This is a genomic window from Pseudomonas monachiensis (genome assembly GCF_047345015.1).
Classification (GTDB): Bacteria; Pseudomonadota; Gammaproteobacteria; order Pseudomonadales; family Pseudomonadaceae; genus Aquipseudomonas; species Aquipseudomonas monachiensis.
The window spans coordinates 1,985,756-2,002,539 of sequence record NZ_CP178857.1 but is presented as its reverse complement, the minus strand read 5'-3'; the positions used below and the strand labels follow the sequence as shown (position 1 = coordinate 2,002,539).

Below are 16,784 nucleotides of genomic sequence, written 5' to 3'. Positions count from 1 at the left end.
TCAATGCCTCCCCTCCGCCCCATCGCTCTTTTGGTCAGCGCCGGCTTATTGGCAGGTTGCGCGGTCGGTCCGGACTACCATCGTCCAGACGCTCCGCTTTCGGATCGTTACTTGGGTCAGTCTTCTGTCGAGCAGCGGCGTGGAGCGACGCCGGCCAGCCTTGTAGCCTGGTGGGAAGGCTTTGGTGATCCAGTGCTCACCGACTTCATCTCCAAGGCGCTTGAGCAGAATCTGGACCTGGCGCAGGCGTCGGCGCGAGTCACGCAGGCGCGGGCCGGACTAGGTGCTGCAAATGCCGCTTTACTCCCCTCAGGGAACATCAGCGCACAGGCCGCGCGTTCCTACCAGTCAATCGAGACGCCGCTCGGCCAGGTGTTGAACTCAACACCTGGCAATGATCGGTACGCAAGTTCCTACGAGGCCAACCTCGATGCCAGCTGGGAGGCAGATGTCTTTGGCGGATTGCGCCGCGGACACGAGGCTGCTCTTGCCGAGTACCAGGCTTCCCAGGCGGGCGTCGCTGCCACTAGATTGGCCATCGCCGCGCAGACCGCTGATATCTACATCACTATCCGCGGACTGCAGACCCGGCTGGACATTGCGAATAGGCAAGTCAAAACGCAGCAGGATTTGTTAGAGAAAGTCCAATTGCTCTACAGCAAGGGGCTCGCCGCCAACTATCAGGTTCGCCAGACCGAGGGGGCGCTATCGCAGGTCCAAGCAACAGTGCCGGCCCTGCAGACCGGACTGGATGCTGCGATGAATGCGCTGGATGTCATGCTCGGCACGCCGCCAGGCACTCACCGCACGCAATTGGCAAGTGCGGGGAGCATTCCGGTAGCGCCGCAGATAAAGGCAATGGGAACGCCGGCCGATTTGCTGCGCCGCAGGCCAGATCTCATTGTGGCTGAGCGCCATCTTGCAGCCTCAAACGCACGCATCGGAGAGGCGATTGCTGAGTACTACCCGAAATTCTCCCTTGGCGCATTGCTGGGTAGTGCCACGGCTGTCTCCGCAGGCAACCTTTTTACCGGCGGCGCCAGCCAGTCGGCGGGCGTATTGGGACTGCGCTGGAGACTCTTCGACTTCGGTCGCATAAACGCCCAAATCGACCAAGCCAAGGGACAGGAGACCGAAACCCTGGCCGCTTACCGTCAGTCCGTACTGCGTGCCACCGAGGATGTCGAGAACGCGCTCTCCTCACTGGTGAATCGGGAAGCTCAAGCAACCACCCTCACTGTTGGAGAGGCGTCTCTGACACAGGCTCGCCAATCGTCGTTCATTGCCTATGAGAAAGGCACGGCCAGCCTGATCGATGTTCTGCACGCTGACGAGACGTTGCTGCAGGCTTCTGATGCCCGAGCTCAAGCACGAACGGAATCGGCACGAGCGGCGGTTGCGGCATTCAAGTCGCTAGGTGGTGGCTGGCAACCTCCTGAAGCCCAGCCTGTTGCGACACGATGACCTGATAGGAGCGAAGTGACCAACTCAATAAATAATCACAAAACAGATAAATAAAATGCCCTTCGATGGATGGGAAGAAGGGCAAAGTTAAAAGCCGTTTTGATGATCTGGTGCTTACCCGGGTATGCCGCAAACCTTTAGCCGAAGGTCAAGGCATGAGGCTACGCAAGATGAGATTGGAGGTGAGCGTGGGCGCCTCCTCGACGAAATCGAGGTTGTATTGCAGCAGTAAAGGGTTGACGAATGGTCGCAGCGCGAGATGTATCGCTTCTACTGTCTCATCCAGCGGAGTCTTGCGTTCAAATTCGCCAATCTCTCGCCCCTCTCGCACGATTTGCGCCACGAAGCGTTTGATCTGTGCGTCATAAGCCTGCGTACTGGGCCAGCTTTCCGACGCCGCGAACGCTGCAATGTCATACAGTTTTCGGTCGTTGAAGAACAGATTCACACCTGTGGCGATCACCGTCTTGACCAAGCGTCGAAAGCGCTCCGTCGGCGACAGGTCTTCTACATTGATTGCCTGCTCCACAGCCGCGACGATTTCTGCCAGACAATTTGCGCAGATGGCTTCACCGATCGCCTGCTTGGAATCAAAAAATTTGTAGATGTAGGCCTTTGAAAACCCGATGGCCTTAGCCAGGTCGGAAACCGTGGTTTTGCCGTAGCCGTACTGACTGAAATGTTCATTGGCCGCTGCGACAATCTGGTCTCGAATGTCGTGATCGGCCGGGCCACGGAGGCTAGGCGAAGAGGAAGATTTTGATGGCTGATTCATGAGTACAGCTTACTCACCCTATCAAAGACTGACAACTTGTGACCGATTAGTTTTATAGTCACAAACCGACAGCAAAAAGCCGATCTGTCTATTCGACAGATCGGCCCTTTTCAGTCGCCGTGAGCGTCAGACATGCTCACTGCTTTTCACGTGCGCCGCCCGTGGCTCGCCATGCTCGTGGTCCACCTCAACCACCGGAATCTCCTTGCCGTCGCAATCGTGCAGTTTACCGTCGCTGAAGTAGTCCCCTTCACGCAACGCCGCCAGATCCTGATAACGCAGCACTCGCTCGGTACCGGCCGCAAACACCGATTGCTGGTCGGAGTTACCGGCGGTGAGGTGGTTGAAGGTCAGGTTCAGCACGATGGCCATGATCGCCGACGAACTGATGCCCGAATGGAAAATGGTTGCGAACCAGCTCGGGAATTGATCGTAGAAGCTCGGTGCCGCGATCGGGATCATGCCGAAGCCGATCGAGGTGGCAACGATGATAAGGTTGACGTTGTTGCGGTAGTCGACCTTGGACAAGGTCCGAATGCCGCTGGCCGCGACGGTGCCGAACAGCACGATGCCGGCGCCACCCAGTACGGAGGTCGGTACGGCGGCGATGACCCGGCCCATGAACGGCAGCAGGCCGAGGAGCACCAGGAACAGACCGCCAGTGGCCACCACGTAGCGGCTCTTGATGCCGGTGACCGCCACCAGGCCGACGTTCTGGGCGAAGGCGCTCTGGGTGAAGGAACCGAAGATCGGCGCGAACATGCTCGACAGCATGTCGGCGCGCAGGCCGTTGCCCAGGCGCTTGGAGTCAACCTTGGTGCCGATGATTTCGCCGACGGCAAGAATGTCCGCCGAGGTCTCCACCAGCGTCACCATCACCACGATGCACATCGACAGGATCGCAGCGAAGTGGAAGGTCGGCATGCCGAAGTGGAACGGCGTCGGGAAGCCGAACATCGGGCCCTGGGTCACGGAGGAGAAATCCGCCATACCGAGGAACACCGCGATCACCGTGCCGACGACCATGGCCAGCAGAATCGACAGGCGGGAGATGGTCGCGCTACCGATTTTGCTCAGCAACAGCACCAGCACCAGCGTTACCGCCGCCAGACCGATGTTCGCCATGCTGCCGAAGTCCGGCGCATGGCTGTTGCCGCCCATTGCCCAGCGCGCGGCTACCGGCATCAGCGTCAGGCCGATGGTGGTAATCACGATGCCGGTCACCAGCGGCGGGAAGAACTTGGTGATACGCGAGAACACCGGGGTTATCAGTAACCCGATCAGGGACGCCGCTATCACCGCCCCCAGCACCGATTGAAACCCGCCCTCCCCGCCACTGCTGACAATCGCCACCATGGTCGCGACGCCAGAGAAGGATACGCCCTGCACCAGCGGCAATTGACAACCAAAAAACGGTAGACCCAGGGTTTGCAGCAGCGTTGCCAGCCCCCCCGCAAACAATGAAGCAGCAATCAACAAACCGATGTCCGCTGGCGAGAGCCCGGCCGCCTGGCCGATGATCAATGGCACAGCGACGATACCGCCATACATGGTCAGAACATGTTGCAGGCCATAAGCCATATTCGCGCCGATCCCTAGGTTTTCGTCCTCGGGCCGTTGGTGTGAAACATGGGGCGTTTTCATGGTAGGGGGTTCCCTGGTTTTTGTTATGCGCACACTGTATGCAAGACATAGGACAAATGTCTATAGAGTTGTATACAACTTGTCGGTCACAAAATGGATACTTGTCCATTTCCGCCCGATCCCCACCTTCCCGGCCCCGCCAAAAACCTCGAAATACATCCCTCGCCGCCCACCACCGGGTGCTGACTAGTCTTTTGAATTCCTGGCGACCATCGGTAAGGTCTGCCCCTTCTATATACATATAAAGTATGCATAATGAAGCCATTCGAAATTCAGTTCCACAAGGCAAAGAACGCAGCCAACAAACTCAAGCACCAAGGCATCAGCCTCGCAGAGACTGAACCGGTATTCCATGACGAACGAGCGCTGACCATCGAGGACAACCACCATGATGAACAACGCTGGATCACCCTGGGGCTGGATGCCAAAGGCCGTTTGCTGGTTGTCGTGTATACCCACCGCGATCCGGATTTCGTTCGAATCATTTCCGCGCGCGTCGCCACCAAAAGCGAGCGCCGCCAGTACCTGGAGGCATGACCGATGAAAGACGAATACGATTTCAGCAACGCCAGGCGCGGGGCCGTGGTGCCCGCCAAAGGCAAGACCCGCATAACCATCATGCTCGATGACGCTGTCATCGAAGCCGCCCGGGCTCTGGCGGAAAACGAGGGGTACGGCTACCAGACGGCGATTAACAATACCTTGCGCCGAGCCTTGCTCAACGAAGGCAAGCGCGCGCACCTGAAGCAACCCCTGACCCCTGCCGAACTCAAGGGCCTGGAGCAGAAACTGGCAGAGGCCTTGCGCGAAATCCAGCGGGTGATGGAGCCGGGAGTCCGGCCCTGAAACACCAAGGGCCGATCAATCGGATCAGCCCTTGGTGATATCCAGGATCAGCCAGCTACCGGGGTGCAGTGATCAATCGTTCCAGCGTCCGCGCCAATTGCGCCTGTTCCGGTACGCGAATGCCGAACTCGCTGCCCAGCAGGCCAATCAGTTCCTGAACATCCGTCACCTCCCGCCGCTCGCTGTCATGGCCAATCCGGTGAATCGCGAAGCTGCCGTTGTTGAGCGTGCGCCGCCATCCCTCCCCGGTGCGCGCCACCATCAACTGCTTGACGAAAGTCGACTCGGGGTGGGTCGAGACGTACCAGTTGCCCACAGCGAAATCGATGTCTTCCTGGCGTTGCAGGTCGAAGATGTACATCGCTCGCCATTCGCCCGCGACGTTGGCGCGCAGGGTAAAACCATCGACGTGCAGGTCGATGCGATACGACTCGTGTGGGGTGGGTTGTTCGGCGCGAGTATCAAGCAGCAGGGGCGCGGTCGGCACCATGCCGCCGAAGCCGACGTCGGTGATGTAGCGCACGTCATTGATGATGACCAGGCTCAGGCGATGGGTCCGGGCCGTCCAGGCACCCTCCGGCTGGCCCATCACCACCCGGCCGCTGATGGCACGGGCGTCGAAACCCAAATCCTGAAGCAAGGCCAGGAACAGGTTGTTGAGTTCGTAGCAGTACCCGCCACGACCATCGTGCAAGACCTTCTGCTCGATGGACGGCAAGTCGATCAGCACCGGTTCGCCGGATAACGTGGTGAGGTTTTCAAACGGGAAAACGCCGGTATGGCGCAATTGCAGCTGGCGCAAGGTTTCCAGGGTCGGTGCCGGAGGTGCATCGAAGCCCAGGCGTCGCAGATACAAGACAAGGTCGGTCAGGCGTGGCTCGCTCATCGTTCAATCCTTTTGCACGCAAGCGGCGGATTGTTCCGCCAGTGGCCGCTATGTATACGGGATCAAGCACTGTCGCCGACAATTGATTTAGCCAATCACCCGGCATGAAAAAACTCAACGCCGCTTGTGCGAGCCCAATTGAATCCAGGTCGGCGCGTGGTCGCTGGCATGGGGCTCGTTGCGCACCCACGCATCCACCCCGGCGTCTTGCAGATACGGACTCAGGGCCGGGTTGAGCAGCAGATGATCAATGCGCAGCCCCGAGTTTTTCTGCCAATGCTGGCGAAAATAATCCCAGAACGTGTAGAGCCGGTCCTGCGGATGCAAGTGCCGCAACGAATCGGTCCAGCCCTGGTCCAGCAACCGCTGGTAGCACTCGCGACTTTCCGGTTGCAGCAAGGCGTCCTTGAGCCAGGAGCGCGGGTTGTAGATGTCCAGGTCGGTGGGCACCACGTTGTAGTCGCCCGCCAGCACCACCGGATGTTCGCTGCCTTGAAGTGTCTGCGCATGACGGATAAGCCGTTCGAACCACGCCAGCTTGTACTCGAATTTCGGCCCCGGTTGCGGGTTGCCGTTGGGCAGATACAGACAACCCACCAGAACCCCGTGGACAGCGGCTTCCAGATAACGACTGTGGTTGTCGCTGTCATCGCCGGGCAATCCGCGTCGGCTTTCCAGCGGCTGCGCATCCCGCGCCAGGATCGCCACGCCGTTCCAGGACGCCTGCCCCTGCCAGATGGCGCCGTAGCCGGCCGCCTCAAGTTCAGCCGCCGGGAATGCGCTGTCCACCGCCTTCAACTCCTGCAGGCAGGCGATGTCCGGTTTTTCCCGCTCAAGCCAGGCCAGCAGATTCGGCAGCCGTGCGCGCAGGCCATTGACGTTGAACGTGGCAATCCGCAGTTTCTTCATGAATGGACACTCCTGAGGGCGAGATGCCTGACGTGTGACAGCAGCACGTTTCGGAGGTTGCGTCACCAATCTCGGGGGCGTAGACCCTTGAGCGTAAGCTGGAAGATGATGGCCGGCGCTGAGACAGCCGCTCGTCATCCGGTCAGCACCAACCGCGTGCCCCGTCACACCAACATCAGGTAACGACTCACTCCGGGAGACGACCATGATGAACATCAGAATGACTTCGTTGCTCTTGGCCGGATGCTTGTCGGCAACGTCCCTGGCCACCTTTGCGGCGTCCGGCGATAGCCTTGGCACGCCCGGTACGGCACCCGGCGCGACCCGCAATTCAACCCTGCTGCCAGACAACAACCGCCCCAGTGCCCCCTCGGGCAATAGCAGCAGTCGCGGCCCCAGCTCCTCAAGCGGCACTACCGGCGTCAATGGTCCGGGCAGTGGCGCGGGCGGTGGCACCGGTGCGCCCGGTGGCGGAACCGGCGGAGCTGGCGGCGGAACGGGTAGCTGGACAGGCCAAAGCCGCCAATGACCTGCAGTCGTTGAGGGTCTTGGTCGCCCGAGGCTTGCATCGGCTTGACCGCCGGCGGGTTCGGCAGCGCTAACCGAACTCTATACGATCAATCGAGCCTGGTCCGGGAGACAGACCATCGGCAGCAACGGCACTTCAGCGGTCGGAGCGCATCAACGCCTCGACACCACCGGCCATCGACAAGGTTGCCACGCGGTTTCGCCCCGAATGCTTGGCCTGATACAGCGCCGCATCCGCCCGCTCGACAAACACATCCATGCTGTCACGCCCCGACGGCACAAACGAATAGCAACCGAGGCTGACCGTCACATAGCCGTTGGGCGAGCCGGTGTGACTGATGTGCCTGTCGATGACGCTGCGACGGATATGCTCGGCAATCGTCATGGCGCCATGGATGTCGGTGTCCGGCAGCAGCACCGCAAACTCTTCGCCGCCGTAACGCACCGCCAGATCGGCCTTGCGCTGGCAGCAACTTTTCAGCGCGCGCGCCACTTCGGCCAGGCAGTGATCCCCCACCACGTGGCCGTAGGTGTCGTTGTAACGCTTGAAGTAATCGATATCGAGCATGATCAGGCTCAACGGGCTGGCCTGCCGGGCACCGCGCCCAAACTCGACGTCCAGCGCCCGCTCGAACAGTCGGCGGTTGGCCAGCCCGGTCAGGCTGTCGTGGGTGGCGATCAGTTCCAGCGCTTGCTGGGCCCTGCGCAAATCCGACTCGACCCGCTCGCCAACACGCACCTGATGCAGGAACACCCACCCGAACAGCCCCACACCCAGCAGCACCACGGCAACGATGAGACTGGAGCGAAACGCCGTGTCGTACCAGCCCGCGAGAATAGACTCCGTGGACGACGCAGCAGCGACCACCAGCGGATAGCCCTCCAGCTGTCGGTAACCGTACATGCGCGTCACACCATCAATGGTGGACGCGAACATCGCATTGCCGGAGGTGGCCAGCGGCAGGAACTTCTGGAAGATCTCGCTCTGGGCCAGCGAAACGCCGATCTGCGCCTCTACAAAAGGCCGGCGCGCCAACAACGTGCCATCGGTCAGGCCGAGAAACATCGAGCCGTTGTCGTCGAGGCTGAAGCTTTTGAAGAACTGGTCGAAGTACGACATCTTGATGCCGGCCAGCAATACGCCCTGGAAGTGCCCGTTCCTGTCGTTGACCCGCCTGGAAACCGGAATGATCCACTCGCCGTTTTCCCGACTGCGGATGGCCGGGCCGATATGCGCCACCGACGATACGTTCTGCTGGTGATACTTGAAGTACTCGCGATCGGCGACGCCGGGACCCCGGGGCAGGTTTTCAAACGAGGTCACCACCCACTGGCCCTTCTGGTCGAACAGCAGGATGCCGTGCAATTGATCCAGCGCCAGCACCCGCCGGGCGAAGGTCTGCTGCAAGCGTGGCCGCTGGTCCGGGCCGAAACCATCGACCTGAATCCAGTCCACCAGGCTGGTCAGCACCAGGTCGGCCTTCATGAAGGTATCTTCGGCTTGCTGCGCCATGGCCCGCGTCAGGTTCGAAGACGCCACTTGCGCAAGGCTCAGGTCGTGGCGACGGGACTGTTCCAGTTGCAGGTAGAGCAAACCGCACAGGCACAGGCACACCGTCACAATGAACAATACCGCGGCCTTGCGCAGCGGTATGCGTTTCAATGCGATGCCAGGGGTGTGGTCCAGGTCGTTAAAGCGCGTGGGCAAAAATTCATCCTGTCGGGGGCAAGGCGTGGGCAACAACCCGAAGCCCTCAGTCTTCGTGGGGCGTAGTTTACGGGGTTATCCAGGACAAATGGGTGGCCACTTGCCCAGCGGTATCACGCCTGCCCTGCCTGAGCTGCGAACATGACCCAGGGCAAACACTGCCTGCGCATCAACGAGCTACGATTAGACAGACCTCAATACAGGGAATCGACATGAACAAAGCAGACGAGCTCGCTGCAAAATTGAAACAGACACGGCTGACCAGCGCGGATCAGGCGATCGATGGCTGGCCGGGCCTGGTCTACGAACTGTATCAGCGGATAGAAACCTGGCTGCTGCCCTTGACCGAAGCGGGCCTGGTCCTGCGGCGCAACCCCACCCACGTGTTCGAGAGTCACCCCGATGGCGACGCTTACGACTACGCCATCGACCAGTTGGTGATCACCGGCAACGAGCACAGCATTACCTTTGACCCGGTTGCACGCTTCACCACCGATGGCGAGGGGCGGGTCGAAATCCACACCGCAGGCAATGAACTCGCCCTGTTGCGCACCGTGGATGAACACGGTGAAACACACTGGTGGCTACAAACGATCGAGCAAGCCACCGCGCAGCTGGATGCGATAGCGCTGACGGAAAGCGATCTGTTGGCAGTGGTGCAACAAGGATTGGCGCTTTAGGGGGGGTAGCCGATCAGTCGACACACGAAACCTGTGGGAGCGAGCTTGCTCGCGATGGCTGACTGTCAGACACATTGATTTTGAATGTGCGACCGTCATCGCGAGCAAGCTCGCTCCCACAGGGATTGCAATGTTCAGACTGATCGGCATTACGCTCCAGAGGCGCCCTTTTTCAGTCGTTCATTACAGTTGGTTCTGCCCCGTCACCACCAGCGGTATCTCTGCACGACGCAAGTCCAGGGCCGGCAACTTCGTAGGCTGACTCAGGCCCTGCAGCACCCTGGCATCGTAATCATAAATGTCGGGCTTGAACGTCACCCGCCCGTCATTGCTCAAGTCCACGGTCCAGTAAGCCAACAACACTGGCACTTTCACCGGCAGCAGGACGTTCTCGGTCCGGCCATTGGCCAATTGCTTCTGGATGCCGGCGCTGTTCCAGCGCACCGGGTCGTTGAACAACAACTCGACCAGTTGCAGCGGGTTTTCCACGCGGATGCAGCCTGAACTGGTGGCCCGGACCGTTTTGGCAAACAGTTCGCGGTGCGGCGTGTCATGCAGGTAAATCGCATAGTCGTTGGGGAAACGGATGACCACCTGCCCCAGCGAACTGTCGGGGCCAGCATCCTGACGCAGGTGGATGCCCCGCGGGTTGCTCCAGTCGACACTCGACGGATCGAGCACATTGCCTTCGCGATCAAGCACGCGAATCCGGTTGGCCGCCAGATAGCCCGGATCGTTCTGGACTTTTGGAATCACGTCCTGCTTGAGAATGGTCGGCGGCACGGTCCAGGTCGGGTTGAACGTGATGTAGGTGATTTCGGCCTGGAATACCGGCGTACTGCGCACCGGTTTACCGACTTGCACCCGCGAACGCCAGATCGGCAGACCGTCGCGGTACATCGCCACCTTGTAGCCGGCGATATCGACGATCACGAAGGTGCCCTGAAGCTTGTACAACAGCCACCGGGCGCGCTCCATGTTGACCCGCACCTGATCGATCCGCGCCGCGACCGGCACGTTCAGTGCCGCCAGCGTCGCCGCCCCCGCCACGCCATCGGCCCCCAGGTATTGCTCGGCCTGATATTTCTTCACCGCGGCAATGACCTTATCGTCGTAGCCGGCTTTTTTCGACAGATGCGGGTCCAGGTAACCGCCCGCCACCAGGCGCGCGCGCAGTTGTGAGACCGCCACCCCGTCCATACCGGGCTTGAGCGATTGACCTTCGGTGACTTTCGGCCAGCCGCCCGCATCCTGGACCTGACGCAACCGGGCCAGGCCTTCACGCAAATTGCGGTAAATCTCTTCCTGAGGCGGTGCATCGGCGAATGCACGCGCCACGTCGTGGGCATCGAGGGCGGCAAACAGATTGTTCATGTCCTCGTGGGCATCGCCGCCGGCAGGTTCGAAATTCCAGTGAATGTCCAGCCGCGACGGATCGACCTTGCCCCGTCGCAGTTGCAGCAGCGCGGTGATGAAGGTGCGGGTCGCCGCCATGTCGAACATCGCCCGTTGCGCCGTGGATGGCATGGCCGCCACCAGCGATTCATGGGCCTGGGCCAGTTCGGCTATGCGGAAATCCGATGGGTTCAGGCCGTCGATCCGGGTGTCTTCGAGGCTCTTGAGCAATTGCGCCACGTCACGATCGTCCGTCCACGCGGCGCGATAGTTGCGATGCATATAGAAATCCAGCACCACCCGGCTGACATCCACACGCTGATGGCGCCTGGAGGTGAGCAACGGCGGAAAGGCCGAGCGCAGCGGTTCGAGCGTCGCCTGAATCGCTTGGCCGACCGCGTCGTCGGGCGCCGCGGCATCGATTGTGCTGCTCGGCGCAGATACCGGCTCAATCGGCGAAGTTTGCCCAAACGCCGCACCGCTGATCAGAAAGCCCATAAAAAATATGCGGCTTATGACGAATGACCTTGTTAATTGCACCATGGATAATCCTTAATCCTCCGTTTCAAACGGCTAGCTTTCCACTCGCTGCTAGACTCGAAATTATCATGATGAGACCCGACTATGGCGCTAAACCGCTTTGGCCTTTTATTTGCCATTTTACTGACGTGCCTTTCAGTAACGTCAGCCTACGCCGATTCGCTTGAAAACGCGCTGGTCAAAGCAGCACCCGGCGCCGACGCCAAAGTGATTGCCCTGGCCGTTCGCGCCACCCAATGCAGCCGCGCCCAGGGTGTCGCCCCCGCCCAACGACTGGCGGTGATCGATTACTCCCTGCCCTCGACCGAACAACGCCTGTGGGTCTTCGATCTTAAGCGGCGCAAGTTGCTGTTTCACGAACTCGTCGCCCATGGTCGCAACAGCGGTGAAAACATGGCCACGCTGTTTTCCAACCGCAACGAAAGCCACGCCACCAGCCTCGGCCTGTTCCGCACCCAGCAAAGCTACCTCGGCCAGAACGGTTACTCGTTGCGCATGGAAGGCCTGGAGCCCGGCTTCAACGACAACGCCTTTGACCGGGCCATCGTCATTCACGGCGCGCCCTATGTCAGCCCGGTGCTGGCCCGCGCCAATGGCCGTATCGGCCGCAGCCTGGGTTGCCCCGCCGTCAGACCGGCGATTGCCCACCGGCTGATTGATTCGATGAAGGACGGGCAGTTGCTGTTTTCCTACTACCCGGACCAACGCTGGCTGAAGTCGTCGTCCTACATCAACTGCGGCGGCGACACCGTGGCCTCGAGGGAAAAGTCCACTTCAAGCCAGAAAACGACGCCCAACCTGTCAAAACTGTAATCTTCGCCTCAGCCTGCTGAAAGCACCGCCCGCTAGACTAGTCGACAAGTTCAACAGGCTGACGGGCGGAACACACGGCATGCACTCCCACACTTCAAGACGCACCTTCGTCAAAGGCCTGGCCATCGGCGGGCTCTTCGGCGGCCTCGGGTTATGGCGCACGCCGGTCTGGGCGATCAGCAGCCCCGGCGAACCCCAGGTGCTGGCCGGTAATGATTTCGAGCTGTTCATCGGTGAATCCCCGGTCAACTTCAGCGGCAGCCCGCGCACCGCGATGACCATCAACGGCGGCATCCCCGGCCCGCTGTTGCGCTGGCGTGAAGGCGATACGGTGACGCTGCGGGTGCGCAACAGACTCAAGGACAACACCTCCATTCACTGGCACGGCATCTTGCTGCCGGCGAACATGGACGGCGTGCCGGGGCTGAGCTTCAAGGGCATCGAGCCGGGCGGCATGTACGTCTACCAGTTCACCGTGCGCCAGAACGGCACCTACTGGTATCACAGCCATTCGGGGTTTCAGGAACAATCCGGGGTCTACGGCCCGCTGGTGATCGACGCCAAGGACCCGGAGCCGTTCCAGTACGACCGCGACTACGTGGTAATGCTCAGCGACTGGACCGATGAAGACCCGGTCGGCCTGATGAAGACCCTGAAAAAACAGTCCGATTACTACAACTTCAACAAACGCACCGTGGGCGACTTCATCCACGACGTCAGCGAAAAAGGCTGGGGGCCGACCGTCGCCGACCGCAAGATGTGGGCCGAGATGAAGATGAACCCCACCGACCTGGCGGACGTCGGCGGCGCCACTTACACCTACCTGTTGAACGGCCAGGCGCCGGATTCGAACTGGACCGGGGTGTTCCGCCCGGGGGAAAAGCTGCGGCTGCGCTTCATCAACGGCTCGGCCATGAGCTACTTCGACGTGCGCATCCCCGGCCTGAAAATGACCGTGGTCGCCGCCGATGGCCTGCACGTCAAACCGGTGAGCGTCGACGAGTTTCGCATTGCCGTGGCGGAAACCTTCGACGTTATCGTCGAGCCGACCGAAGCGGCCTACACCCTGTTCGCCCAGGCAATGGATCGCACCGGCTACGCACGGGGCACCCTGGCGCTGAAAGCGGGACAGGTTGCGCCACTGCCGCCACTGGATCCGCGCCCCCTGGTGACCATGGAGGACATGGGCATGGGCGGCATGGACCACGGCAGCATGGCAGGCATGGATCACAGCAACATGCCCGGCATGCAGTCCCACCCGGCCTCGGAAACCGACAACCCGCTGGTGGACATGCAAGCCATGTCCACCTCACCGAAACTCGACGATCCCGGCATGGGCCTGCGCAACAACGGGCGCCGCGTGCTCACCTACTCCGACCTGCGCAGCACCTTCGAAGACCCGGACGGCCGCGAGCCCGGCCGCACCATAGAGCTGCACCTGACCGGCCACATGGAAAAATTCGCCTGGTCGTTCAACGGTGTGAAGTTCTCCGATGCAGAGCCCCTGCGCCTCAAATACGGCGAGCGGCTGCGGATCGTGCTGGTCAACGACACAATGATGATGCACCCCATCCACCTGCACGGCATGTGGAGCGACCTCGAAGACGAGAACGGCCAGTTCATGGTGCGCAAACACACCATCGACATGCCACCGGGCTCCCGGCGCACCTATCGGGTCACTGCCGATGCGCTCGGCCGCTGGGCCTACCACTGCCATCTCCTGTACCACATGGAAATGGGCATGTTCCGTGAAGTTCGCGTGGAAGAATGAGGTGCACCCCATGATTCGATTCACCCCGTTTTTTTTGGCCCTCGCGACCTCGACGGCGATGGCCGCCAGCGATGACATGCAAGGCATGGATCACAGCCTGATGAACCACAGCCAGATGCAGGGCATGGACGACAATCAGATGCAAACCATGGACGAGGGCCAGATGCAGCCCGCCGCCCCCAGCGAAAGCCGTACGCCAATCCCGGTGCTGACCGACGCCGATCGCGCGGCGGTGTATGCCGATCCCGCCGGCCACCACGTACATGACAGCACGCTCAATTCATTCTTCCTCGCCGACAAACTGGAATGGCAGGACGCCGATGACGGCAGCACCCTGGCCTGGGATTTGTCCGGTTGGGTCGGCGGCGACATTGATCGCCTGTGGCTGCGCTCCGAAGGCGAACGCACCAACGGCGTGACCGAGGACGCGGAAATCCAGGCCCTGTGGGGCCACGCCATTTCCCCGTGGTGGGACGTCGTCAGCGGCGTGCGCCAGGACTTCAAACCCGGCGCCCCGCAAACCTGGGCCGCGTTCGGCGTGCAGGGCATGGCGCTGTACAACTTCGAGGCCGAAGCCACGGCCTTCATCGGCGAAGGCGGCCAGAGCGCCGTGCGGCTGGAAGGCGACTACGACATCCTGCTGACCAATCGGCTGATCCTGCAGCCGACCGTCGAACTCAACGCCTACGGCAAAAACGATCCACAACGGGGCATCGGCTCGGGGCTGTCCAACACCGAGGCGGGTTTGCGCCTGCGCTACGAAATCCGCCGGGAATTCGCGCCCTACCTCGGCGTGACCTGGAACCGCACCTACGGCAACACCGCCGACTACGCCAACGACGAAGGCGAGGACCGCGGCGAAACCCGCCTGGTGCTCGGTATTCGGATGTGGTTCTGAACAGACTCACCTAAAATCAACAACAACCGCTTCAAGCGGTAAAGGACCTTGCATGCGCATCATCAAACCCACCGCCGTCGTTATCGCGTTGCTCAGCGGCCTGCTCATGAGCACCCTCGCTCAGGCACACCCCAAACTGCTCGCCTCCACCCCAGCGGATGGCGCGGAAGGTGCGCCACCCGAGAAGATCGAACTGCACTTTTCGGAAAACCTCGTCACCCAGTTTTCCGGCGCCAAACTGCTGATGACCGAAATGGCCGGCATGGCCCACGCCCCGATGCCGGTCAAGGCCAAGGTCAGCGGCGGCAGCGATCCAAAAACCATGTTCATCACCCCGACAGCCCCCCTGGCTGCCGGCACCTACAAGGTCGAATGGCGTGCGGTGTCATCGGACACCCACCCGATCACCGGCAACGTCACCTTCAAAGTGAAATGATCGATGAGCGACTCGGCCAACGTCGTGCTGCGGTTTGTGTTGTATGTGGATTTGATGCTGTTGTTTGGCGTGGCGCTGTTCGGGCTCTACAGCCTCAAGGGACAGGAACGGCTATCCGGGACAGTGCTTCCCTTCCACCGATTGTCGACGGCAACAGTCGGGCTCGGTGCACTGCTGTCCGTCGCGGGCATGGTGCTGATGGTCCGCGCCATGAGCGGCGAATCAGACGTCACCGAGTTGCGCCCTCACCTCGAGATGATGCTGTCCGAGACAGACACGGGGTTGGCCTGGGCCGTGCGGATGATTGCGTTAGCAGTCGCGGGTTTGGCGTTGATGCTCAACCCACGCGCCCCCGGCATCAGCCTGGTGATCGCCGCCACGGCCGGCGGCATCTCCCTCGCCAGCCTGGCCTGGAACGGGCATGGCGCCATGGACGAAGGCAGCCGCCGTTTCTGGCACTTTACAACGGACATCCTGCACCTGTTGGCCGCCGGCGCCTGGCTCGGTGCGCTGCTGGCGTTTGCGTTGATGGCGCAACCCCGGGCCCTGCAAACCGAAGCACACATACGCTTGTTGGCTCGCGCAGTCAGGCGATTTGAGCTTGTCGGCGCGCTGGTCGTTCTGATCATCACCGTCACGGGCGTGGTGAACTACCTGTTCATCGTCGGGCCGAAACTCGATGAGGTTTTACTCAGCCAGTACGGAGTTCTGCTGGCGATCAAAGTGCTGTTGTTTGCCGGGATGCTGGCGTTGGCGGCGCTGAACCGCTTTCATCTTGGCCCCTTGCTGGAGCGGTCGTTGCGGGAGGGCCAGTATCGCGTGGCAGCCCATGCGCTTCGGCGCAGTGTGGTGGTGGAAATGGCCGCGGCGTTTTTGATTGTGGGGTTGGTGGCGTGGTTGGGGACGTTGAGTCCGGAAATGGAGTGAGCCATCTTTAGGGGGCGTTGATTTTTCATAGCGGTGAAAAAACGGCACCTTCCGGTGCCGTTCGAATTTCGCAGTCCTGCTTTAACTTATCTTGCCCAGTGTCCCGGCCTTGTCACAGAGGTCCATTTGGCTATGACGGGAAATGCCGAGGGCTGTTTTAAGCTTGAGGTGATAGCCCCAAATATCACTCCAACTTCATCAGCCCATACGCAATGAATCCCCAAACAGCAATGCCTACCAGCATTACCGCTTTGATTTTCAAAAGACGCTTTAGATGTGGGGGAAAGTTTTTAATATCCTCGGGGTCCAGCTCGCCAATGCGGATTGAAACCCTTGGCATAGTCACCATCCCGGCGATTTTTGCTATTAGCAAGAGGCCCCCAAACCACCCCTGCTGCCGCAAACCTGGCCCCCAGGTGTGGACATAACGACTATTTTTTAAGGCCTCCAGCATGGCATCAAGGTAACGCCATCTGAGGTACAGACTGTATGCAGTGCTCGCAATGGCCAGCAAGATCGGACCGGCTAGAAGCCAAAAAGCTAGCCAAGACATCCAAAAACCCT

Annotated in this window: 17 protein-coding genes; 10 read left to right on the top strand and 7 right to left on the bottom strand. The window is 60.6% G+C overall.

Annotation, left to right across the window (positions count from 1 at the left end; all coding sequences use genetic code 11):
- Positions 1–3 precede the first annotated feature (3 nt).
- The gene (locus ACMDB8_RS09010) at positions 4–1,464 is read left to right on the top strand and encodes an efflux transporter outer membrane subunit (RefSeq protein WP_056722128.1); all 1,461 of its coding nucleotides are present in this window, start codon (positions 4–6) and stop codon (positions 1,462–1,464) included.
- A 148-nt stretch (positions 1,465–1,612) separates the two neighbouring features.
- On the opposite strand, the gene ACMDB8_RS09005 is transcribed toward ACMDB8_RS09010, so the two are convergent.
- Positions 1,613–2,239, bottom strand: a complete 627-nt coding sequence (locus ACMDB8_RS09005; RefSeq protein WP_056722125.1) for a TetR/AcrR family transcriptional regulator — start codon at positions 2,237–2,239, stop codon at positions 1,613–1,615.
- A gap of 126 nt (positions 2,240–2,365) precedes the next feature.
- Positions 2,366–3,883: a nucleobase:cation symporter-2 family protein gene (locus ACMDB8_RS09000; protein WP_056722123.1), complete on the bottom strand. Its 1,518-nt coding sequence runs from the start codon at positions 3,881–3,883 to the stop codon at positions 2,366–2,368.
- A gap of 255 nt (positions 3,884–4,138) precedes the next feature.
- On the opposite strand from ACMDB8_RS09000, the gene ACMDB8_RS08995 reads away from it, so the two are divergent.
- Both ACMDB8_RS08995 and ACMDB8_RS08990 read left to right on the top strand, forming a co-directional pair.
- Positions 4,139–4,420 carry a BrnT family toxin gene (locus ACMDB8_RS08995; protein WP_056722121.1) on the top strand — a complete coding sequence of 94 codons (282 nt, stop codon included), beginning with the start codon at positions 4,139–4,141 and terminating at the stop codon, positions 4,418–4,420.
- Positions 4,421–4,423: 3 nt separating this feature from the next.
- The gene (locus ACMDB8_RS08990) at positions 4,424–4,729 is read left to right on the top strand and encodes a BrnA antitoxin family protein (RefSeq protein WP_056722118.1); all 306 of its coding nucleotides are present in this window, start codon (positions 4,424–4,426) and stop codon (positions 4,727–4,729) included.
- A gap of 55 nt (positions 4,730–4,784) precedes the next feature.
- On the opposite strand, the gene ACMDB8_RS08985 is transcribed toward ACMDB8_RS08990, so the two are convergent.
- A complete protein-coding gene (locus ACMDB8_RS08985) occupies positions 4,785–5,615 on the bottom strand; it encodes an arylamine N-acetyltransferase family protein (protein WP_056722116.1) in 831 nt (276 codons plus the stop codon).
- 114 nt (positions 5,616–5,729) lie between these two features.
- Positions 5,730–6,524: an exodeoxyribonuclease III gene (locus ACMDB8_RS08980; protein WP_056722114.1), complete on the bottom strand. Its 795-nt coding sequence runs from the start codon at positions 6,522–6,524 to the stop codon at positions 5,730–5,732.
- 205 nt (positions 6,525–6,729) lie between these two features.
- Between ACMDB8_RS08980 and ACMDB8_RS08975 the strand changes: the two genes are divergently transcribed.
- Entirely contained in the window at positions 6,730–7,053 is a 324-nt protein-coding gene (locus ACMDB8_RS08975) for a hypothetical protein (RefSeq protein WP_223542397.1), read from the top strand.
- Between the two features lie 135 nt (positions 7,054–7,188).
- Here the strand turns inward: ACMDB8_RS08975 and ACMDB8_RS08970 are convergent, their stop codons facing one another.
- A complete protein-coding gene (locus ACMDB8_RS08970) occupies positions 7,189–8,760 on the bottom strand; it encodes a sensor domain-containing diguanylate cyclase (RefSeq protein WP_409079148.1) in 1,572 nt (523 codons plus the stop codon).
- 212 nt (positions 8,761–8,972) lie between these two features.
- Here ACMDB8_RS08970 and ACMDB8_RS08965 point away from each other — a divergent pair, with 212 nt between their 5' ends.
- Positions 8,973–9,440 (top strand): hypothetical protein, encoded by a 468-nt coding sequence (locus tag ACMDB8_RS08965; RefSeq protein WP_409079149.1) that lies wholly within the window; start codon positions 8,973–8,975, stop codon positions 9,438–9,440.
- Between the two features lie 183 nt (positions 9,441–9,623).
- Here ACMDB8_RS08965 and ACMDB8_RS08960 read toward each other — a convergent pair whose 3' ends face one another.
- Positions 9,624–11,378 carry a L,D-transpeptidase family protein gene (locus ACMDB8_RS08960; protein WP_223542394.1) on the bottom strand — a complete coding sequence of 585 codons (1,755 nt, stop codon included), beginning with the start codon at positions 11,376–11,378 and terminating at the stop codon, positions 9,624–9,626.
- Between the two features lie 81 nt (positions 11,379–11,459).
- On the opposite strand from ACMDB8_RS08960, the gene ACMDB8_RS08955 reads away from it, so the two are divergent.
- From ACMDB8_RS08955 to copD, 5 genes are all read left to right on the top strand, one after another.
- Positions 11,460–12,188: a murein L,D-transpeptidase catalytic domain family protein gene (locus ACMDB8_RS08955; protein ID WP_056722106.1), complete on the top strand. Its 729-nt coding sequence runs from the start codon at positions 11,460–11,462 to the stop codon at positions 12,186–12,188.
- Positions 12,189–12,267: 79 nt separating this feature from the next.
- Positions 12,268–13,959, top strand: coding sequence for a copper resistance system multicopper oxidase (locus tag ACMDB8_RS08950; protein ID WP_223542393.1), 1,692 nt, complete (start codon positions 12,268–12,270; stop codon positions 13,957–13,959).
- A gap of 10 nt (positions 13,960–13,969) precedes the next feature.
- Positions 13,970–14,857, top strand: a complete 888-nt coding sequence (locus ACMDB8_RS08945) for a copper resistance protein B (protein ID WP_223542392.1) — start codon at positions 13,970–13,972, stop codon at positions 14,855–14,857.
- A gap of 52 nt (positions 14,858–14,909) precedes the next feature.
- Positions 14,910–15,293: a copper homeostasis periplasmic binding protein CopC gene (copC, locus tag ACMDB8_RS08940; RefSeq protein WP_056722101.1), complete on the top strand. Its 384-nt coding sequence runs from the start codon at positions 14,910–14,912 to the stop codon at positions 15,291–15,293.
- Between the two features lie 3 nt (positions 15,294–15,296).
- Positions 15,297–16,220: a copper homeostasis membrane protein CopD gene (gene copD / locus ACMDB8_RS08935; protein WP_409079150.1), complete on the top strand. Its 924-nt coding sequence runs from the start codon at positions 15,297–15,299 to the stop codon at positions 16,218–16,220.
- A gap of 184 nt (positions 16,221–16,404) precedes the next feature.
- Here copD and ACMDB8_RS08930 read toward each other — a convergent pair whose 3' ends face one another.
- Positions 16,405–16,773: a hypothetical protein gene (locus tag ACMDB8_RS08930; RefSeq protein WP_223542390.1), complete on the bottom strand. Its 369-nt coding sequence runs from the start codon at positions 16,771–16,773 to the stop codon at positions 16,405–16,407.
- Positions 16,774–16,784: the final 11 nt, after the last annotated feature.